Below are 19,354 nucleotides of genomic sequence, written 5' to 3'. Positions count from 1 at the left end.
AAGCCGTGACGGAAGAGACATTCCATGCATAAAGCTATTGTGGTACCCGCCCCCGGCGGGCCGGAAATCCTGCGCGTCGAAGACGTGGACCTCCCCCAGCCGGGCCCCAAGGAACTGCTGGTGCGCGTGGCCGCCGCCGGCGTGAACTTCATCGACACCTACAAACGCAGTGGCGTGTATCCCATGGCGTACCCGTTCATTCCCGGCGTGGAGGCTGCCGGCACCGTAGTGGCGACAGGCCGCGATGTTGAGGACTTTCGGGAAGGGGCGCGGGTTGCCACCGCTGAAGGCGGTGGCACCTACTCGGAGTACATGATCCTGGAGGCGGACAAGGCGCTGCCGGTCCCCGACGGTGTCAGCGACGAGACTGCGGCGGCCCTGCCCATGCAGGGCATGACCGCACATTACCTGTGCAACTCCGCCTTTCCGGTGGAAGAGGGCCAGACCGTTCTCACGCATGCGGGCGCCGGAGGCGTTGGCCTCTTGCTGATCCAGCTGCTCAAGGCCAAGGGCGCAAGGATCATCACCACAGCGTCCACCGACGAGAAGCGCGAGCTGGCACGCTCGGCGGGTGCCGACCATGCACTGGGGTACGAGGGCTTCGCCGAGGAAGTCCGTCACCTGACGGACGGCGTGGGCGTGGACGTGGTGTACGACGGCGTGGGCAGGGCAACGTTCGAGGGTTCACTGGCGAGCCTGCGCAAGCGCGGCATGCTGGTCCTGTTCGGCGGAGCCTCGGGACAGGTGCCGCCCTTCGACATCCAGCAGCTGAATTCCGGCGGGTCCCTCTACCTCACCCGCCCTACCATTGGCGACTATCTGCTCACACGCGAAGAACGGCAGTGGCGTGCCCATGACCTGTTTGAAATGGTTTGTGAAGGAACGCTGGACGTGCGCATCGGCGGAACGTATCCGCTCGCTGAAGCCGCCAGGGCCCACGAGGACCTCGAGGGGCGGAAGACCACCGGCAAGGTGCTGCTGATTCCGTAGCCCAAGGACTTGCCGCCTTTACTCCGTGGCCGCCCTTGTCATGGTTGTTACCGGCGTTCTGCGCGGCACCTTGGTGAGTCATGCCCACAGCCGATGGAAAACCTCGGAATATTCCGCGCTGGGAGGGCATCTCCGGGTGCGCTCGGGTACCCGGCACGTAGGCGTTACTCTCGATTGCTGCACCGGCATGACATTTACTGGAATCGATATCCACCGCAGGCACTGGCCATAGGAGCAGATATCGCCAATCCGTAAGAGAGTCTTAAATGCTGTGCATGCCGGTCTTGTTCGAAAAGGGAAACCCGCTGAAGTCTCGGCTCCTGTACCTATCCGAAGGGGCATTGACATGAAAATAGCCCTTATCACTGAAGGAACCTACCCGGTCGTCACAGGCGGCGTAAGTACGTGGTGCGACCAGCTCCTGACCGGACTTCCGGAGCACGACTTTGACGTGGTCGCCCTGACGGGCAGCGGAGCCGAAAAGCCCGTATGGGCGGTGCCCCCCAATGTTCGATCGGTTCGACTCATTCCGGTGTGGGGACCCTCCGCTTCTCCGCTTCGCCCCACCCCCCGGCGCCGCTACTGGATTGAGTCCACCCAATATGAACTTGAGCGGTTGTGGGACGCCGCGCTGGGATCCGAACGGCAGGATCCCGTGGGGAGGACCGCCAACGCCCTGCAGCACCTCGTGGGCATCAGTGACCGGATTGGATTGGCTCGTTCCCTCGCAACCCGTGGCTCCGTGGCAGCCATCATTGCTGCCTGGACACGGCATCTGGTCAGCGTCGGCGAACCTCCCATCTCGGTCGCGGACGCCGTCATGGCTGCCAGCATCGTGGACCGTGCCCTTGCCCTCCTCGATCACCGGCTGGGAAAGGTGAACGTGGTCCATGCCTCCAGCAACGGTCCCTCGTCCCTGCTTGCGCTGGCGCAGTCATGGCGGCACGGAACACCCATCCTGCTGACTGAGCACGGGGTATACCTGCGTGAGCGCTACCTGGCGCTCTACGGCGCTCATTTGTCCTGGCCGGTGCGACGCGCGGTCACCGCGTTCCTGCGGCGGCTGTGCCAAGTCGTGAACGTGCGCGCACACATGGTCCTTCCCGTGAACCAGTTCAATGCCCGCTGGGAGCGTCGGCTCGGAGCACTTCCGGAGCGCATCTACACCATTCCGAACGGAGTCGATCCGTTGACCTTCCTGCCCGTCACCTCCGAGCCGGACCTTCCAACCATCAGCTTTGTGGGCCGGATCGATCCCCTGAAGGACCTGGAAACGCTGATATCCGCTTTTGCGCTGGTTCGTGAACGGGTGCCTAATGCCCAACTGCGCATTTTCGGTCCAACTCCCAAAGAAAACGCAGCCTACAAGGAGCTGCTGGTTGCCCTGACGCGGGCTCTCGGTGTGGCAGAGGCAGTTCATTGGGAAGGCCCCAGCAAAGGCAGCCGGCCGGCCATTGAGGCCGGTCATGTGGTAGCACTGTCGAGTATTTCGGAAGGACTGCCGTTCACTCTGATAGAAGCGATGATGTGCGGTCGCGCAACGGTCAACACCGATGTTGGAGGCGTAGGAGAATGCATTGACGAGCAGCAGTCCACGGGCATGCTGGTTGCCGCCCGGGACCACGCTGCGTTTGCAGATGCCTGCGTCTCCCTATTGACCGATCCGAAGCGCCGGGCCGCCATGGGCGCCGCAGCACGGCGACGGGCGCTTTCCGAGTTCACGCTGGAGCGGTGCCTGACCCGGTACCGGGAGGCCTACCTGGCCGCCCGTACCGGAAGGCTGCTGAAATCGCAGCAAGGCACTGTCATTTTGGCGTCGGCGCCGACCGGCTCGTTCCCGACGAAAACAACCGCGCTCCATGACGCAGCACCGCGGGACGCGGTGGCGCTGAGGGTGTCGGCATGAGCGCTGACAGTGTTGCGGTGCCCGGAGCAGGGAGGCCGGTGGCGGCGTTCTCGAACGATCAGGCCGGTTTCGACGCGGTTGACGTGTACGAGATTACCGCCAGGCTGGAGTCCTCCGGCGTCACCGACCGCACCGCCCGCAGGCGGCATGGAGCCAGGGACGTGTTCGACTACGCCCAATCCCTTATCCAGGTGCGCACAGTGATCCGGAGTGCAGGCAACCATGAATCCTGGGTGTCCCGGGACGCACTGTTTGAGGCCGTCCGGCGAGGCATAGTCCTGATCCTGGGTGCTTTCCTCGGCGGTCTCACTGCCACAGTGATGGCCGCCAGCACCCGGGAAGTCCTCATCGCAGGAATCGGCGCGTGGATTATCGGTCAGTCCATCTCGGGCATCGTTTGGGCACAGGCCGGTGCTGGGCAGGTGAACCGCGGGGTCGCCCGCGGAACCGGTGCAACCATCCTGGTCATCCTGGCCCTGGCCTGTTACTTAGCGGTTTCCACTGTCCTTCCCGGCCATGACCGAGGCTGGGCGGGCCTCCTCATGGCATGGTGCTGGTACTCCTGCGTCGTCTCCATGCTCGTAATCCTGGGCAGCTCCCGGTTGTTGTTAAAGATCCTGGGGCTTGCCGTTCCAATTGTTGCCCTGGCGCTGATCCTGAACCACCGCACTGCCACGGCTATTGTTGTGTCCGTGGCAGTCCTGGTGCTGGCGTCGGTCACCGTTGTGCTGGTGATGCACCTGCGCACCAACAGCGATCGGCGCTTGTTCGGACGCGGAGGCTGGAGCGCTGCCGTCGCGCCGGCGGCCCAGGCCTCCTTTCTTGCCGCGGCCCTGTCATTGGCGCTGACCCGCTTGCCGGACTGGGAGGGAACCGCGCTTATCGTAGCCACAGTCGTCGCCGCGGCAGCCACGGATCCGGCCCTGGTGCTCATGCGGCAGCGACTCGTCTGGTCCTCCAACCGGACGCCGCTGCTGCGGCACGCAGCCCGGAACGCACGGTCGCTCACCATGACAATGTCCGCAGCGATAGTAGTCATCTCCGCTTCCGTATCCACCCTTGTGGTTGTCTTCCTGGTCGAGGACACCCGAGTTGCCACCACCGTGCTGGTGGCGGCGGCCTTCAGCTCCCTGGCCACTACGTCCACCACGCTGGCCGCCTTTGGGCTGCCTGGCGGCGGAGTGGTTTTTGCCGGTGCCGCTTTCTTTTCCGCGGAGGCCTGGATTGCAGCAGGAAATACAGCCGGCATACTCGTAGCCGCGGCGTTCCTGGTAGCCGGGATCGGCGTGCTGCTGAGCCGCGTGTCCGATCCGAGGACGTACGCGTGAAGAAAGCACGGACCGCCATTCCCTGGTACGTCCATCCAGCTGTTGCTCCGCAGGAATGGAGTTGGTTGGCCGCCCAGCACGGCAGGGTTTCGTTTGCCATTCTCAATGTCCACAACGGGCCGGGGCACGACGACGACGAGTACTATCCTGACGCTGTGGCGGCACTGCGGCCGTGCGTACGCCTGCTTGGGTACGTGCGGGTCGATTACGGAAACCGGCCGGTGGCGGACGTTGCCCGGGACATTGAGACTTGGCAAAGGTTGTACCGTCTCGACGGAATCATGCTCGACGAGCTTCCTTCCCATCCGTCAAGCTTTGCGCGGTGCGCTCAATACGCTGCCGCCGCTCGAGCCGCAGGAATCACCTTCCTGGCCGCAAACCCCGGCAGGTTCCCCCCGCAGGCACATCTGAATCTGTTCGATGTCACCGCTGTCTTTGAGGGCACGGCAGAGGCCTACGCGGATTTTCAGCAGCCCAATTGGGCCGCCAGCATACCGCCGTCCCAGCTGTGGCATTTGGTGTACGCCTGCGGCCCCGGAGAGATCGAGGCCGTCCGCACCTCCGCGGGCCAGCACGGAGCGGGATACGTTTTTGCCACCGACCGGACCCTGCCCAACCCGTGGCTGGGAACCTCCACCGCTGTCTCCGCCCGTTTGTCCCCATGACGGCAAACGGTCTGTTCATGAGAAGGGGGCCCCGACCCGGAGCACACCTTGTGCGTGTAATCTCCGGCGTGCTTTTCCTCTTGTCCCTGACTGCCTGTGCCTCCAGTGTCGACGTCGGAGCCCGTGCCGAAACACAGACCCCAGTCCTCCCGCAAACGCCGGTACCATCGGATTCCGCCCGATGGACCCCGTCGCCCTCGGTCAGCTGGCAGTGGCAGCTGAGCGGTGCACTGGACCTCACGGTGGACGCCGACGTTTACGACGTTGATTACGAAACAACCACACCGGCGGATATCGCCACGCTAAGGGGCAGCGGCAGGCACTCAATCTGCTATTTGTCGGTTGGTTCCCGGGAGGACTTCCGGGGCGATGCAGGACAGTTCCCGGAAACGGTCCTGGGGAACACGTTGGACGGCTGGCCCGAAGAGCGGTGGCTGGACATCCGCCGGACGGACGTTCTCCTGCCGATCATGGCAGCACGCATGGATACCTGCGCGGCGAAGGGATTCGATGCCGTGGAACCCGACAATGTTGACGGCTATGTCAATGAGACGGGCTTCCCGCTGACGGCGGATGACCAATTGGCCTACAACCGGGCCGTTGCAGATCTGGCCCATGCCCGCGGATTATCGGTGGGCTTGAAGAACGACATTGACCAGATTCCCGAACTGGCGGATGACTTTGATTTTGCCGTCAATGAGGAGTGTTTCCGGTACGGGGAATGTGAGGCGTACAAGCCCTTTGCCGACGAGGGCAAGGCCGTTCTGCACGTCGAATATCAAGGGCCGCTGGACTTTTGCGCCGAGTCCCGGCGGATCGGGCTGTCCTCCATGCTGAAACCGCTGGATCTTGGGCCGGCCAGGTCCTCCTGCTGAGCGGCATTTCCCTAAAGGAGATACTCCCGGCTCCCTGTTCGTGACCCGCCCTGCGCTGCCACACTTATGCTGACCACGGAAAACGTGAGTGGCAAATCGGACGGACCGCCTGGCCCCAGACAAGGAACTAATCATGGACGGAAATCTCTCCCCCTCGGCACCGCCGGCACTGCGCGAGTATTACCGCATCCTGTCCGAGGGGCCGGAGGCCTTTGGCGACGGAAGCACCCTGCGCCCTCTCTTCTCCGAGCGGCTTGACTTCACCGGCGCCATGGCCGGCCACCGTCCGGATGCCACTGAGAGCTTCCTGCAGGGAGTCAGCGGCTTCATCGCAACTGTGGGAGGCCTCGACATTCTCCGGGAGGTTCACGACGAGTCATCGTCGGCAGTACTTTACGATGCCGCCATGCCTGGCGGAAACGTGCGGTTCGCGGAGTTTTTCACCTTCGACGGGGCTGGGCTCATCAACACCCTCCACGTCCACTATGACGGCGCGGACTACCTCGCCAAGGGTGGCCGCTGAGGGCATCGAAACGGCGAAGGGCCCCGCCGAAACCCGGCAGGACCCTTCAGTGCACCACAGCTGTTAGCGCTGGACGGCACCAAACCGCTCGGCAGCCAGCGCGACGGCGGCGGCCCGGGACTCCGACGCCTCATCAGCGGTCAGGGTCCGGTCCGGAGCACGGAAGCGCAGGGCGAAGGCCAGGGACTTGTGTCCCTCTTCAATGCCCTTGCCCGAGTAGACATCGAACAGCGCGATGTCCTCCAGCAGTTCCCCTGCGCCTTCGCGCAAGGTCTCCAAGACAGTCTCGGCGGGAATGGAGGCTTCCACCACCAGTGCCACGTCCTGGGTGGTGGCCGGGAACGAGGAAATCGCACGGGCCACAATCACCTCGGGCGCGGCATCGAACAGGGCATCGGCGTCGAGCTCCAGCGCCACCGTACGGGCCGGCATGTCACGCGCAGCCAGCAGCTTGGGATGCAGCTCGCCGGCGTAACCAACAGTTTCGCCGCTGCGCAGGGACAGCTTGGCGGTGCGTCCGGGATGGAAGGCCTGATGCTCGCCCTGGCTCACCACCAGTTCCACGCCCAGCACGTCGCCCATCAGGCGGGCGGTATCCACGGCGTCGGCCCAGTCCCAGGCGCGCGGGGTGAAACCGGCGCCGGGCTGTGACTCGTGGCCGGTGAACAGCACGCCAATGTGCAGCGGCTGATCCGGTACGCCTTCATACAGGGAGTCCAGGACTTCCTCCGACGGGCGGACGCCCAGCGGCGGAATGGACGCCGTTCCCAGCTGCTCCCCGGGCAGGAAGACCGACCCCGACTCAAACAGAGCCAGATCGCGGAAACCGCGGGAAAGGTTGCGCTTGGCGACCTCGAACAGTCCTGGCAGCACCGAGGTGCGCAGGAAGCCAAACTCGGCACTGAGCGGGTTCGCCAGCTTAACCGCGGCAGGCGAGGTGCCGGCGTCGGGCGTTCCGAAGGTGTTATTGTCCTCTTCCGTGACGAACGGATAGGACAGCACCTCTGTCAGTCCGGAAGCAGCAAGGGCCTGCTGCAGGCGGCGGCGCTGCTGCTGGATCCGGGTCAGTCCCCGGCCGGGAGGAGCCGTGGGCAGGGTGGACGGAATGTTCTCGTAGCCCACCAGGCGGATGATTTCCTCGGTGAGGTCCTCGCGCGTCTCCAGGTCGGGGCGCCAGCTTGGCGGCGTCACGGAGTAGCCGGCAGCCGTCTTCGCCACTGCGGCACCCAGATCGGTCAGCGTTCCGGTGATCTGTTCCTCGCTGAAGTCGTAACCGATCAGCTTGGAGGCGAAGTCTGCCGGCAGGTCGATGGCCTTGGCCTCCGGGGCCGTGCCGACGTCGGTCACTGATGCGTCGACGGTGCCGCCGGCCAGTTCGGTCAGCAGGTCCACGGCACGCTGCGCGGCAATGTCGGCGATGTTCCAGTCCACGCCGCGCTCAAAGCGCCTGGACGCCTCGGACGGCAGGCGGTGCCGGCGGCGGGAGCGGCCAATGCTGACTTCCTCGAAGTGCGCGGCCTCAATCAGGACGTTCTGCGTGGCATCGGACACTTCGGTTTCCGCACCGCCCATCACGCCGGCGATGCCGATGGCACCGGAATCGTCGGTGATGAGCAGATCCTCGGGATCCAGCGTGCGGACCTTCTCATCCAGGGTCTTCAGCGTCTCCCCCGGAGTTGCCCGGCGCACCACGATGTCCCCGGAAAGCTTGTCCAGGTCATAGAAGTGCAGGGGCTGGCCCAGTTCCAGCATCACGTAGTTGGAAATATCCACGATCAGCGAGATTGAGCGCATTCCGGCCAGGCGCAGCCGTGCGGACATCCACGGCGGAGTCGGACGCGTGGGATCCACGCCGCGGACGGTCCGGGCCACAAAACGGTCGCAGCCGGCCTTGCCGTAGATGGGAGCCTGGTCTTCCAGCCGCACGCCGTAACCCTTGCCGTCGGCTTCGGGGACGACGACGGCGGCAGCCGGGTCGGTGAACTTCGTTCCGGTGGCGTGGGCGTATTCGCGGGCGGCGCCGCGGATGGAGAACACGTAGCCGCGGTCAGGGGTGACGTTGATTTCTGCGGCCTCGTCATACAGGCCCAGCAGGTCCATGGCGTCGGTGCCAATCTCGGGGTCCAGCCCCAGCCGGGAAAGGACCAGGATGCCGTCGTGGTCATCGCCGATGCCCAGTTCGCGCACCGAGGCGATCATGCCGGCGGACACGTGGCCGTAGGTCTTGCGCGGGCTGATCCGGAAGTCTCCGGGCAGCACGGCGCCGGGAAGGGTGACCACCACCTTGTCGCCCACCGCGAAGTTGTGCGCACCGCAGACGATGCCCTGCACTCCGGAGGGGTCAATGCCGTCACCGGTGAGCGTCTGCTCGGCGCCCTCGGGCACCACGCGGACGGTGCACCAGTTAATGGTCTTGCCGTTCTTCTGGGGCTCGGGCTCCATGGAGAGCACCTGGCCCACAACAATGGGGCCGGACAGCTCGTCGGCGGGACGGTGAACGTCCTCTTCCTCCAGGCCTACCTTGACCAGTTCCGCCATGACGTCTTCGGCGGTTGCGTCCGCCGGAACCTGGGCATACTCGCGCAGCCAGGAAAGTGGGATTCTCACTTAGATCTCCATCCCGAAGTGTTCGCTGAAACGTACATCGCCCTCGATCATGTCGCGCATGTCCCCCACTTCGTTGCGGAACATCAGTGCGCGCTCAATGCCCATGCCGAAGGCAAAACCTGAATAGACCTCGGGATCAATGCCGGCCGCGCGCAGCACGTTCGGATTGACCATGCCGCAGCCGCCCCACTCGATCCAGCGCGGGCCGCCCTTGGCGCCCGGGTGCCAGATGTCCAGTTCGGCGCTGGGCTCGGTGAAGGGGAAGTAGTTCGGGCGCAGGCGCACCTTGGCTTCCTCGCCGAACAGTACGCGGGTGAAGTGCTCCAGCGTACCCACGAGGTCCGCCATGGTCAGGCCCTTGTCGATGGCCAGGCCCTCGAACTGGTGGAACACGGGGGTGTGCGTGGCATCGAGTTCATCCGTGCGGAACACCTTGCCCGGGCACAGGACGTAAATGGGCAGCTCGCGCTCGAGCATGGAGCGGACCTGCACCGGCGAGGTGTGCGTGCGCATCACCAGGTGGGCTTCGGGCGGCTCCACGAAGAACGTGTCCTGCATTTCGCGGGCCGGGTGGTCCGGCTTGAAGTTCAGTGCATCGAAGTTGAACCACTCGGATTCCACTTCGGGGCCTTCAGCGATTTCCCAGCCCATGCCCACAAATACGTCGATGACGCGGTCCTGCAGGGTGGACAGCGGGTGGCGGCCACCCATGCGGCGGCGGCGCGGAGCTGCGGTGACGTCCACCGCCTCCTCAACCAGGATCCGCGCGTCGCGCTCTGCCTCCAGCTCCACGGTGCGGGCGGCGAGCGCGGCGTTGATGCGTCCGCGGGCGGGGCCCACGAGCTTGCCGGCGGCGGACTTCTGGTCCTTGGGAAGGGAACCGATGGTGCGGTTGGCCAGGCTCAGCGGCGACTTGTCGCCGGCGACGGCGATGCGGACGTCTTTGAGAGCATCCAGATCCGCTGCGGCGGCAATGGCTGCGAGCGCCGCATCGACGGCGGCGGCAACGGCTGCCTCATCCAGCGGGTTGGGGGGTTCGGGGACGGTGTCTGGGGAGTTCGTCCCCGGTATGGAGTTCGACATGTACAGTTCTTACCTATTTCCGGCCCTGTTGATGGACGTTTTGATGGGCTTTGGTTGTATGACAGCAAGCGAAAATGCCCGTAGCTTCCAGTCTAACCAACCCGGCCTGCGAACCGGGGCACGGCTCCCCGGGGTGACGGCTAGATGACATCTCCGCCCCCGTACCCGTGGGCCGGCGCCGCTCCTACACTGGCAGGGTGAACCTGCGCCAGCTACTGAACATCATCAACCTGACCACGCCGGCAGGGCTGCTCCTCGCCCGTGCGGGCCACTGTGCGGTGAAACCCGGGCCGGACGGATTGCTGCTGGCCGGCGGCTGGACCTGGCCGCTTCCAAAGGCTGCCGCCTTCACGGTTGGCAATGTGATCCTGTACCGCCCTCGCGCGGCCCGGCTCTTTTCGCCCGGCCCGGACGGCCCTGCTCCCCTGCTGCGGCATGAGGCACGGCATGCCAGCCAATATGCGGGTCTGGGACTGGCGTTCCTGCCCCTGTACTTTGCCGCCGCCGGCCTGTCCGTGCTGCGGACCGGGGTTCCTGCATCGGGCAACGTCTTCGAACGGCTCGCCGGCCTGGCAGACGGCGGTTACCGCTAACCACCTTCTCCCTATATAGAACATGTGTTCTAATGGTGGTCATGAGATGGGAAGCGCAGGAACCCAAGGCAGCGGGCGCGCAGGACGCCCTGCTGGCCCTGCAGGGCGTGGTCCGCAGCGTAAAGACCCCGGAATTTGCCGGCATCACTTTCCATGAGGTGATTTCCAAATCCGCCCTCAACAAAGTCGGCAAAACTTCAGGCATGCCTTTTGGGTGGACCATCAATCCCTACCGGGGCTGCAGCCACGCCTGCGTCTACTGCTTTGCGCGGAAGACACACACCTACCTTGATTTGGACAGCGGTTTGGACTTCGACAGCCAGCTCGTTGTCAAGACCAACATTGCCGAGGTCCTGCGCCGGGAACTGGCACGTCCGTCCTGGCAGCACGAGCATGTGGCCATGGGGACCAACACCGATCCCTATCAGCGGGCCGAGGGCCGGTATCGGCTGATGCCGGACATTATCAAGGCGCTGGCGGACTCCGGCACACCGTTTTCCATCCTGACCAAGGGCACCCTGCTTGCCAGGGACATTCCCCTGCTGAAAAGTGCCGGACAGGACACCGAGATTGGCATGGGCATTTCCCTGGCCCTGCTGGATCCGGAGTTGGCGCACCGTGTGGAACCTGGCACTCCTGCACCCAAAGCACGGCTGGAACTGATCAGCAGGCTCCGCGAGGCAGGGCTTCCCTGTTCCGTCATGGCCATGCCCATCCTGCCCTGGCTGACCGACGGGGATGAGTCCCTTGACGCCCTTTTCGGTGCATTGGCCGCTGCCGGAGCCACCGGAGTCACCGCCGGAGCACTGCATCTTCGGCCCGGAGCCCGGGAGTGGTTCCTCGCGTTCATTGCCCGTGACTACCCGCATTTGTCCGGCAATTACGCCCGGCTTTACGGAGGCGGAACCTATGCCTCCAAGGAATACCGGCAGTGGCTCGCCGGCCGGGTGCAGTTCTTCAAAAAGAAGCACGGCTTCACCTCGCGGGCCCAGTTCCTGCCGTCCCGGAGCAACGCGGGTGCCCGCCCGGAGAAGCCAACCCGCATCATGGGAACGTCCCCGGCCGCTGACGGCCTGGCGCATGCGGGCACGGCTGCCCAAACGCTGTTCTGAGTCTGCCGCTGTTCTGAGTCTGCCGCTGTTCTGGGTCTGCTGTGCGGTTCTGGGCCTGCTGTGCGGTTCCTGCCTGTTGCCTTACGGCCGGAGGGCAGTGTCCAGCATGGCTTCGACAATCGGAAGGTCAGCAGGAATCCAGGAAAGAGACTTCAGTTCCCGGGAATCAAGGGCCACCCACCGCAGCTCATCGTGATCCTCGAGCGGGGCCGGAATTCCCTCGGTGACCTCGGCAAGCCACACCCGCATGGCAGCCTTCGCGTTCAGCGGCCACCCCTGTATGCCCGGTCCCGGCACCTCGGCGCCGAGCCGAACCCGGACACCGAGCTCTTCATGCAGTTCCCGGTGCAGCCCTTCCTCGCAGGTCTCCCCCGGTTCCACCTTGCCGCCGGGGAATTCCCACATGCCCGCGTACTGTTCGGGTGCGGTGCGCCGGGCGGCCAGCAGTTTCGTGGGGGCAGCCAAGCTGTCCACGAGGGCGGCACCAACAACTTGCTTCAATTCGGAAATAGACACGGAAAGAGTCTACGGTCCACCCTGGACTAAGCTTGTCCTGACAGCGCTGTTGCGGTGAACCGCCAGCTCCCGGAGATCATCAGCCCGGGGCCCTGCGCGTCCCTCCCCGCATTCTTTGTTTCGGTCCACGCACCCGGGCGCCGTCCATCCGCTCAACCGCATCCTTTCCGAAAGAGTTCCATGTCTCCAGCACCCGCGCTCAATGCCAAGCGGGCTTCCCTTGCCATCTTCGCCCTCGCGGTTGGCGGTTTTGCCATCGGCACCACCGAGTTCGCGATCATGGGCCTGCTGCAGGAAATGGTCACCGATCTGGGCATTTCCGTGCCTGCCGGCGGCCACGTTATTTCTGCTTACGCCCTGGGCGTGGTGGTCGGGGCACCCGTCCTCGCAGCACTGGGCGCACGCATGCCCCGTAAAAAGCTGGCGGTGGGGCTGATGATGCTCTTTGCCATCGGAAACCTCTCCTCGTTTTTTGCTCCCGACTACCAGTGGCTCCTGGTCACCCGCTTTGTTTCCGGGCTTCCGCACGGAGCCTTCTTTGGCGTCGCCGCCGTCATCGCCGCTTCACTGGTCGCTCCCACGCGCCGCGCACGCGCCATCTCCATGGTGATGCTCGGCCTGAGCATTGCCAACGTCGTCGGCGTTCCCTTCGCCACCTGGCTGGGGCAGCAGGCCGGATGGCGCTGGATGTTCGTCCTCGTGGGATTGATCGGACTGCTCACAGTCATCCTGATGGTGCGCTTCGTACCGCACCAGGCGACCCTTCCCGGCGCCAGTATCCGCCGCGAATTGGGAGCCCTGCGGCGGGTGCAGGTGTGGCTGGCACTGTTGGTGGGCACGGTGGGCTTCGGCGGGTTCTTTGCCGTGTATGCGTATATTTCTCCGACCATGACCCATGTCGCCGGCTTCAGTACCGACCTCCTGCCCCTGATCGTTGGACTCTACGGTCTCGGCAACGTGGTGGGAAACATTGCCGGCGGACGCCTGGCGGACCGCAGCGTCATGCGGAGCATCTACGGGATCCTGGCCGGGACCGTCGTGATTCTGGCCTCGTATGCCTGGCTGGTCCAGTACAAGGCCGGCGCTCTGGCGCTGGTGTTCCTGGTGGGAGCCATCGGTTCCATGCTGGTTCCGCCGCTGCAGACGCGTCTGCTGGATGTGTCCCCCGACGCGCAGTCCCTGGCGTCATCCCTGACCCACTCCGCATTGAACATGGCCAACGCCCTCGGCGCGCTGCTGGGCGGGCTGGTCATTGCCTGGGGCTGGGGCTACCGCTCCCCCGCCGTCGTCGGTGCCGTCCTGGCCCTGATGGGACTGGGCATCGCCCTGATCAGCGGCCGGCTGGACCGGAAGGATCCCCGGCAGCCTGCTGTGGCTGACGCTGCACGTACACATCCGGTTCCAGGTAAATCAGCCGGGCAATAGGAACTGCCTCCCGGATCCGCCTTTCGGCTCCATTAATGGCTTCGGCGATGTGCTCACCCGTCTCACACTTGTCCACGGAAATTTTCGCGGCTACCAGCAGTTCCTCGGGCCCCAGGTGCAGGGTCTTGAGGTGGATGATCCGGGTTCCGTCCGCGGTGATGGCCTCTTCGATGCGGCGCACGTCGCTTGCGGTGGCCGATTCACCCAGCAGCAGTGATTTGGTTTCCACTGCCAGCACTGCCGCGATGGCCACGAGCAAAAGTCCGATCATGGCTGTTCCGGCAGCATCCCAGACACCGTTTCCGGTGACGAGGGTCAGGCTCACGCCGAACAGTGCAAAGAGCAGTCCCAGCAGTGCACCGAAGTCCTCGAGCAGCACCACGGGAAGTTCCGGAGCCTTTGCGGTGCGGACAAAGTCGATCCAGGACTTCTTGCCGCGGGTCCGGTTGGATTCGCGCATGGCTGTCCGGAAGGAGAAACCCTCGGCCAGGATCGCACCCACCAAAACCGTCAGCGGCACCCACCACCACTGTCCTTCGATCGGATGCGGGTCCTGCAACTTGGAGTACGCCTCATATAGGGCAAACAGGCCGCCCACACTAAACAGGACTATGGAGACGATGAATGCGTAGATGTACCGCTCGCGGCCGTAGCCGAAAGGATGTTCCGGGCTGGCCCGGCGGGCGGCGCGCTTGCCGCCCACCAGAAGGAGAACCTGATTGCCGGAATCCGCCACCGAGTGAATTGCTTCGGCGAGCATCGAAGAGGAGCGCGTCAGGGCGAAAGCAAGGAACTTCAGGAACGCAATGACGAGGTTGGCAGACAGTGCTGCAACCACCGCCTTGTTACCGCCGCTGGAAGACATGATGGAAACCCGCTTCGCAAGTTTGGCCTCCCCGCTCTCCGGGGACTTGTCCTGCGGCTACTTTAGCGGTTAGCAAGGGTACTTATCAGTTGCGGACGGCCGCAGCGGGGCTCAAGTCACACAATGGATTCAGGCAGTGGTTCAGCGGTTTTGCGCACGCGCCGAAGCGTACAGGCAAACGGTGGCCGCGGTTCCCACGTTCAGGCTTTCGGCCCGCCCGTAGACGGGCACGGCCACGCGGTAATCGGCGTCGGCAAGCTGACCCTCGGACAGCCCCTGGGCCTCATTGCCAAACAGCCAGGCCGTGGAGCTTTCCAGGCGGGGCTGAGCTGTGCCCGCAGAAGCCGCGGAAGCGCCGTCGTCGGGCCCGGACTGCTGGGGAGCCAGACGGCGGAGGGCGCTTTCGTCCTGCAGCCGGTCAAGGTCCACGCTGCCGTAGCCATCCGCTGCCAAAACGGTCAGGCCGTGGGCGCGGAAGGCTGACATGAGGAAATCGAATTCCACGCCGGTAACCACCGGCAGGTGAAACAGGGAGCCGGCAGTGGAGCGCACGGCTTTGGGGTTATGGATATCCACGCTTGAGGCCGTCAGCACCACGGCGTCGGCACCGGCGGAATCAGCGGCGCGGAGGATTGTTCCGGCGTTACCGGGGTCTCGGACTTCACACAAAACGGCAATCAGCCGGGCTCCGGAGGCCAGTACTTCATCCAGGTCGTAGTCCTGGATGCGGCACACGGCCACGATGCCCTGCGGGGAGATGGTGGTGGCCATCGCGCCGATGACTTCATCCGTGGCCAGGCGCAGCGACACGTCACCGGCCAGATCCGCCAGTTCGGGCAGCCGGTCAAGGCACGTTTGGGTGGCGAAGACTTCAAGCACGACGCCGGCGCCGCCGCTTTGGACGTCGGCCCGGTGGGACAGCAGCGCCTCGCGGACGGCCTGCGGTCCTTCGGCGACGAAGCGGCCGGTCTTTAAACGCGCTGGGCGCCCGGCCAGCTTCGCAACATCCCTGACCCGATCTGCTCGGGGGTTGGACATTAACGGAGCCGGCGGGCGCCCATCGATACTCATGATCGGCTAATAACCGATTTCTAGCCCTGGAACTTCTGGCGGGATTCTCCGCCAGCAGGCTCCAGGCCGGCAGCCTTAGCTGCTTCCACGGAGTTGAACCAGTACTCAGCAACGGTCTGCTCGTACCAGGTGGAACCCGGAACGTGGTACTTGCCGGAGCCCAGGTTGCCCTTGATGACAAAGCCCTCGGGAGCGTCGCCCTCGGAAGCCTTGAAGCCACCCTGAGCGTCGGCAACAGCAGCGGCCGGCTTGGCAGCCTTGGCCGGAGCAGCCTTGGCGGCGGGAGCCGAAGCAACGGCAACGGCCGGAGCCGAGGTGTCGGACGGCAGAGCGTTCTTGGCGATCTGGACCAGCGTGGCGAACGCGGCGGCGTCGTTGACGGCCAGTTCGGCCAGCATGCGGCGGTCAACCTGGATCTCAGCGGCCTTCAGGCCCTGGATCAGACGGTTGTAGGTCAGGCCGTTGGCGCGGGAGGCAGCATTGATGCGCTGGATCCACAGGCGGCGGAAGTCACCCTTGCGCTTGCGGCGATCGCCGTAGCTGTACACAAACGAGTGCAGCAGCTGCTCTTTGGCCTTGCGGACCAGGCGTGAACGCTGTCCGCGGTAACCCTTGGCGCGCTCGAGAATAACCCGGCGCTTCTTGTGGGCGTTTACCGCCCGCTTCACACGTGCCACGTGCGTACTCCTTTAGATAAATCTTCCGTGCACCGCGAGGTGCTCTTGCCTGGTACTCAGGCCCGGAAAAGCTTGGTGGGGTGACGGCGGCCCGGACGGGCCGCCTGTCGAGGGGGAAAGACTAGATGCCCAGCATCTTCTTGATGACCTTGGCATCTGCCGGGGCAACAAGCTTGTCACTGGCGAGGCGGCGCGTCAGCGTGGACGGCTTGTGCTCGAGGTAGTGGCGGCGGTTGGCCTGCTGGCGCTTGAGCTTGCCGGTTCCGGTCAGCTTGAAGCGCTTCTTGGCGCCACTGTGGGTCTTCATCTTCGGCATGACTACCGATCTCCTTTAGGTTTCCGCGGGCCTGGACCCGCGGGGCTTTGGGCACCTTTACAGATGCCAGGGGTTGTTACTGGACGCCGGGACGTCCTGCAGGAAAAGCTGAGACTTACTCTGCAGTTCCGGGCTTGTTCTGGCTTGCTGCACCCCGTGAAGGAGCAGCCTTGCCAGCAGGTTTGGGCGCAGCAGCCGGCTTGGGCCGGGCAGCGGGCTTCGGTGCAGGCTTCATTGCCGTGGGCTTGGGCACTGCGGCCGGCTTCGGGGCGGCTGCAGGCTTAGCTTCAGCGGGTGCGGCCGGAGCTGCCGGCGTTTCAGCGGCCGGCTGCGGAGCCGGAGCCTTGGCAGCCTGAGCTGCGCGGCGAGCGTCGGATGCGGCCTTCTCGGCTGCTGCCTGTGCCCGCTTCTCGGCCATTTCCTTGTCAGCTATTTCCTTCTCTGCGCGCGCCTTATCGGCCTCCGCAGCGGAGGAACCCAGCCGCAGGCCGTCCGGCAGAAGATCTGCCAGGCTCTGCGTCAGGGGAGCCTTGTTCTCGGCGGAAGTATCCACCCGAGCAGGAGCCTCGCCGTTCTTGGCGGCCTCGTTGGCTGCCTTGGCGTCAGCGCGCTGCGTTGCACGGCGTGCTTCGGCTTTGGCCTCGGCCTTGTTCTTCAGCGGGCCGATAACCATGACCATGTTGCGGCCGTCGATGCGCGGAGTGGACTCAACCACACCCACCTCGGCGACGTCGGCTGCGAACTTGTTCAGCAGCTTCATGCCCATTTCCGGACGCTGCTGTTCGCGGCCGCGGAACTGGATCATGGCCTTGACCTTGTCACCGGCTGCAAGGAAGCGCATGGCGTGCCCGCGCTTGGTTTCGTAGTCGTGGGTGTCAATCTTCAGGCGGAACCGGATTTCCTTCAGGACGGTGTTCGTCTGATTCTTGCGTGCCTCACGGGCCTTGACGGCGGCTTCGTACTTGTACTTGCCGAAGTCCATTAGTTTGCACACCGGAGGCTTAGCCTGCGGTGCCACCTCAACAAGATCCAGGTCGGATTCGGCAGCGAGACGCAGGGCGTCTTCGATACGGACAACCCCAACTTGCTCTCCAGCCGGTCCTACCAGCCGCACCTCAGGGACGCGGATTCGATCATTGATTCTTGGCTCGCTAATGTTGCAGCTCCTGTTTGATTCAAAACGGCTACCGCCTGCAACTGAAGAAGGCCCCCAATTGCACGCGCAATCGGAGGCCTCGAGGGGTCGGCGGGTGCCGCATCAGCAGCAACCTCCCGGGTTGGTTGGCCAGGCAATGCCTGACCCCCACCGGGGGCCGACCATACCCGGCAACTCTGCTACTGCACAGGCGCCCTAGGGCACGTGGACTGAAGATTCAGGCTGACGCGGGTGGGAGGAGTCTCCGCTTGCATACTGGCTGATGTGAGACTCTCAACATCCGCTCGATGAAGGGCGGTGCCTGCTAAAGGCGCTGAAAGTAACGTCAACCAGTCGGTCTGTGACAAGCTTACCAGTATGAGTACCCCACAGAGCAACCCGGCGGGCGAGCACACCCGCCATTCTTTCCCCGGAACCACGGAAGAGGTGCACGCCCCGTCCGCTGAAGAGCAGGAAGTGGCGGCCCAGATGCGCGATATCGCCGAGGTTCCCGCTATTGAAGTTATCACCACCGCTGCCGTTCACCTGATGAGCGCTGCGGCCGTCAAGTGCGGTTTGGCCGACGGCGAGGACGCCGAGGAGCTGAAGGACCTGGATGAGGCCCGCAAGCTGATTACGGCCCTGGCCGGTTTTGTGACTGCCGCCGCACCTGAGATTGGCAGCCAGCATGCCGGACCGTTGCGTGACGGACTGCGTTCGCTCCAGCTGGCTTTCCGCGAGGCCTCCGAAATTCAGGACGCTCCGGGCAAGGGTCCGGGCGAGAAGTTCACCGGTCCCGTCAACTAGTTCCTCCGTTTTCCCCTGAGCCCGGTGGGCCCGCCGTTTCTGGCAGGCCCGCCGGGCTTTTCTGTGCCCGTGCCGGTTGAGTAACCTGAACGGGACGTTCATTGGGACGCATAACGGGAGGCGGTGACGCGCAATGGCCGGCGGCGGTGCGGAAGGTTACCGGAAACGTTTGGAACAGGCGGCACGGCTCAAAGCCGCCGGAACAGCCGAAGCAGGCGGATACAAACTGCCCGAGGGCCTGGGCGCCTCGGAATCCGAGGAAGCACTCGAGAAACGCCGGAAGTTCAGTGAGGCGCAGAAGGCGGATTACCTCATCAGGGACGCCATGGGGCGCGGGGAGTTCGACAATCTGCAGTACGCCGGCAAGCCGATTCCCGGCCTTGATGATCCCGACCCGGATTGGTGGATCAAGCGGCTGATCAAACGGGAGAATATCAGCGGGCTGGGGCCGCCGGCTCTGCTGCTGCGCGTTGAGGACGAGAAATTCGAGGAGCGGCTGGATCAGCTCCCGTCCGAACGCCAGGTGCGCGACGCCGTAGAGGATTTCAACGTCCGCGTCATCGACGCACGCCGCCAGTTGCAGGGCGGGCCTCCCGTCATCACCAAGCTCCGTAACGCTGACGAAGAGGTGCTCGGCTGGCGGGCACGGCGCGGACTGCAGGGAGGCACGACCGAGGAGGGCCCCGTAATCCGATTTGAAAAAGCCGGCGGAAGCGCAGTCGCGGGCAAGGCGCAGCAGCCAGGCCTCCGCGGCTGGGTGCACCGTATGAGCGGACGGCTGCGCGCCCGGTTGCGCGGCCCGCAGGCCAATGCCTGACCTCTGAACGCACCGGAAAGGGCGCCGCTGGACACGCTCAAGC

19 protein-coding genes are annotated in these 19,354 nt (G+C 64.6%); 11 read left to right on the top strand and 8 right to left on the bottom strand.

Annotation, left to right across the window (positions count from 1 at the left end; all coding sequences use genetic code 11):
• Positions 1-24 precede the first annotated feature (24 nt).
• From CXR03_RS15750 to CXR03_RS15730, 6 genes are all read left to right on the top strand, one after another.
• A complete protein-coding gene (locus CXR03_RS15750; RefSeq protein ID WP_104104622.1) occupies positions 25-990 on the top strand; it encodes a quinone oxidoreductase in 966 nt (321 codons plus the stop codon).
• 346 nt (positions 991-1,336) lie between these two features.
• On the top strand, positions 1,337-2,896 hold the full coding sequence (gene pelF, locus CXR03_RS15745) for a GT4 family glycosyltransferase PelF (RefSeq protein ID WP_104104621.1): 1,560 nt from the start codon (positions 1,337-1,339) through the stop codon (positions 2,894-2,896).
• Complete coding sequence (locus CXR03_RS18370; RefSeq protein WP_181034640.1) at positions 2,893-4,224, top strand: hypothetical protein; 1,332 nt, start codon at positions 2,893-2,895, stop codon at positions 4,222-4,224. The genes pelF and CXR03_RS18370 overlap by 4 nt, the downstream gene beginning before the upstream one ends.
• A complete protein-coding gene (locus tag CXR03_RS18365; protein ID WP_181034639.1) occupies positions 4,221-4,889 on the top strand; it encodes a spherulation-specific family 4 protein in 669 nt (222 codons plus the stop codon). Before CXR03_RS18370 ends, CXR03_RS18365 begins: the two co-directional genes overlap by 4 nt.
• 50 nt (positions 4,890-4,939) lie before the next feature.
• Positions 4,940-5,764: an endo alpha-1,4 polygalactosaminidase gene (locus CXR03_RS15735; RefSeq protein ID WP_219816258.1), complete on the top strand. Its 825-nt coding sequence runs from the start codon at positions 4,940-4,942 to the stop codon at positions 5,762-5,764.
• A 133-nt stretch (positions 5,765-5,897) separates the two neighbouring features.
• Positions 5,898-6,287, top strand: a complete 390-nt coding sequence (locus tag CXR03_RS15730) for a hypothetical protein (RefSeq protein WP_104104620.1) — start codon at positions 5,898-5,900, stop codon at positions 6,285-6,287.
• A gap of 63 nt (positions 6,288-6,350) precedes the next feature.
• Here the strand turns inward: CXR03_RS15730 and pheT are convergent, their stop codons facing one another.
• Both pheT and pheS read right to left on the bottom strand, forming a co-directional pair.
• Entirely contained in the window at positions 6,351-8,894 is a 2,544-nt protein-coding gene (pheT, locus tag CXR03_RS15725; RefSeq protein ID WP_104104619.1) for a phenylalanine--tRNA ligase subunit beta, read from the bottom strand.
• On the bottom strand, positions 8,895-9,977 hold the full coding sequence (pheS, locus tag CXR03_RS15720; protein WP_104104618.1) for a phenylalanine--tRNA ligase subunit alpha: 1,083 nt from the start codon (positions 9,975-9,977) through the stop codon (positions 8,895-8,897).
• 197 nt (positions 9,978-10,174) lie between these two features.
• Between pheS and CXR03_RS15715 the strand changes: the two genes are divergently transcribed.
• Together CXR03_RS15715 and CXR03_RS15710 are read left to right on the top strand one after the other, a co-directional pair.
• Positions 10,175-10,570 (top strand): hypothetical protein, encoded by a 396-nt coding sequence (locus CXR03_RS15715; protein WP_104104617.1) that lies wholly within the window; start codon positions 10,175-10,177, stop codon positions 10,568-10,570.
• Positions 10,571-10,611: 41 nt separating this feature from the next.
• On the top strand, positions 10,612-11,682 hold the full coding sequence (locus tag CXR03_RS15710; RefSeq protein WP_104104723.1) for an Rv2578c family radical SAM protein: 1,071 nt from the start codon (positions 10,612-10,614) through the stop codon (positions 11,680-11,682).
• 81 nt (positions 11,683-11,763) lie between these two features.
• Here the strand turns inward: CXR03_RS15710 and CXR03_RS15705 are convergent, their stop codons facing one another.
• Positions 11,764-12,192 carry a (deoxy)nucleoside triphosphate pyrophosphohydrolase gene (locus CXR03_RS15705; protein ID WP_104104722.1) on the bottom strand — a complete coding sequence of 143 codons (429 nt, stop codon included), beginning with the start codon at positions 12,190-12,192 and terminating at the stop codon, positions 11,764-11,766.
• Positions 12,193-12,378: 186 nt separating this feature from the next.
• On the opposite strand from CXR03_RS15705, the gene CXR03_RS15700 reads away from it, so the two are divergent.
• Positions 12,379-13,623: an MFS transporter gene (locus tag CXR03_RS15700; RefSeq protein WP_104104616.1), complete on the top strand. Its 1,245-nt coding sequence runs from the start codon at positions 12,379-12,381 to the stop codon at positions 13,621-13,623.
• Here CXR03_RS15700 and CXR03_RS15695 read toward each other — a convergent pair.
• The 5 genes from CXR03_RS15695 to infC form a co-directional block, all read right to left on the bottom strand.
• On the bottom strand, positions 13,529-14,488 hold the full coding sequence (locus CXR03_RS15695) for a cation diffusion facilitator family transporter (RefSeq protein WP_104104615.1): 960 nt from the start codon (positions 14,486-14,488) through the stop codon (positions 13,529-13,531). The genes CXR03_RS15700 and CXR03_RS15695 overlap by 95 nt on opposite strands.
• A gap of 141 nt (positions 14,489-14,629) precedes the next feature.
• The gene (locus tag CXR03_RS15690) at positions 14,630-15,526 is read right to left on the bottom strand and encodes an RNA methyltransferase (RefSeq protein ID WP_258073688.1); all 897 of its coding nucleotides are present in this window, start codon (positions 15,524-15,526) and stop codon (positions 14,630-14,632) included.
• A gap of 53 nt (positions 15,527-15,579) precedes the next feature.
• Complete coding sequence (gene rplT, locus CXR03_RS15685) at positions 15,580-16,236, bottom strand: 50S ribosomal protein L20 (RefSeq protein WP_104104613.1); 657 nt, start codon at positions 16,234-16,236, stop codon at positions 15,580-15,582.
• A 121-nt stretch (positions 16,237-16,357) separates the two neighbouring features.
• The gene (gene rpmI / locus CXR03_RS15680; RefSeq protein ID WP_104055427.1) at positions 16,358-16,552 is read right to left on the bottom strand and encodes a 50S ribosomal protein L35; all 195 of its coding nucleotides are present in this window, start codon (positions 16,550-16,552) and stop codon (positions 16,358-16,360) included.
• Positions 16,553-16,667: 115 nt separating this feature from the next.
• Positions 16,668-17,693 (bottom strand): translation initiation factor IF-3, encoded by a 1,026-nt coding sequence (infC, locus tag CXR03_RS15675; protein ID WP_258073710.1) that lies wholly within the window; start codon positions 17,691-17,693, stop codon positions 16,668-16,670.
• Positions 17,694-18,065: 372 nt separating this feature from the next.
• On the opposite strand from infC, the gene CXR03_RS15670 reads away from it, so the two are divergent.
• Positions 18,066-18,494 carry a DUF1844 domain-containing protein gene (locus CXR03_RS15670; RefSeq protein WP_104055425.1) on the top strand — a complete coding sequence of 143 codons (429 nt, stop codon included), beginning with the start codon at positions 18,066-18,068 and terminating at the stop codon, positions 18,492-18,494.
• A gap of 133 nt (positions 18,495-18,627) precedes the next feature.
• Positions 18,628-19,311, top strand: a complete 684-nt coding sequence (locus tag CXR03_RS15665; RefSeq protein WP_104104611.1) for a DUF1992 domain-containing protein — start codon at positions 18,628-18,630, stop codon at positions 19,309-19,311.
• Positions 19,312-19,354: the final 43 nt, after the last annotated feature.

Origin of the sequence: Arthrobacter sp. 08Y14, from assembly GCF_002929455.1 — a bacterium.
GTDB lineage: Bacteria > Actinomycetota > Actinomycetes > Actinomycetales > Micrococcaceae > Arthrobacter_B > Arthrobacter_B sunyaminii.
Note: the sequence above shows the minus strand (reverse complement) of the source record. Positions and strands in the feature narration are given on the sequence as shown.

What these genes read in the sequence shown, in the direction of transcription:
- CXR03_RS15750 (WP_104104622.1), top strand. Translation starts at nt 25, where the DNA reads ATGCATAAAGCTATTGTGGTACCCGCCCCCGGCGGGCCGGAAATCCTG.
- pelF (WP_104104621.1), top strand. Translation starts at nt 1,337, where the DNA reads ATGAAAATAGCCCTTATCACTGAAGGAACCTACCCGGTCGTCACAGGC.
- CXR03_RS18370 (WP_181034640.1), top strand. Translation starts at nt 2,893, where the DNA reads ATGAGCGCTGACAGTGTTGCGGTGCCCGGAGCAGGGAGGCCGGTGGCG.
- CXR03_RS15730 (WP_104104620.1), top strand. Translation starts at nt 5,898, where the DNA reads ATGGACGGAAATCTCTCCCCCTCGGCACCGCCGGCACTGCGCGAGTAT.
- pheS (WP_104104618.1), bottom strand. Translation starts at nt 9,977, where the DNA reads ATGTCGAACTCCATACCGGGGACGAACTCCCCAGACACCGTCCCCGAA.
- CXR03_RS15710 (WP_104104723.1), top strand. Translation starts at nt 10,612, where the DNA reads ATGAGATGGGAAGCGCAGGAACCCAAGGCAGCGGGCGCGCAGGACGCC.
- CXR03_RS15700 (WP_104104616.1), top strand. Translation starts at nt 12,379, where the DNA reads ATGTCTCCAGCACCCGCGCTCAATGCCAAGCGGGCTTCCCTTGCCATC.
- CXR03_RS15695 (WP_104104615.1), bottom strand. Translation starts at nt 14,488, where the DNA reads ATGTCTTCCAGCGGCGGTAACAAGGCGGTGGTTGCAGCACTGTCTGCC.
- CXR03_RS15690 (WP_258073688.1), bottom strand. Translation starts at nt 15,526, where the DNA reads ATGTCCAACCCCCGAGCAGATCGGGTCAGGGATGTTGCGAAGCTGGCC.
- rpmI (WP_104055427.1), bottom strand. Translation starts at nt 16,552, where the DNA reads ATGCCGAAGATGAAGACCCACAGTGGCGCCAAGAAGCGCTTCAAGCTG.
- CXR03_RS15670 (WP_104055425.1), top strand. Translation starts at nt 18,066, where the DNA reads ATGAGTACCCCACAGAGCAACCCGGCGGGCGAGCACACCCGCCATTCT.
- CXR03_RS15665 (WP_104104611.1), top strand. Translation starts at nt 18,628, where the DNA reads ATGGCCGGCGGCGGTGCGGAAGGTTACCGGAAACGTTTGGAACAGGCG.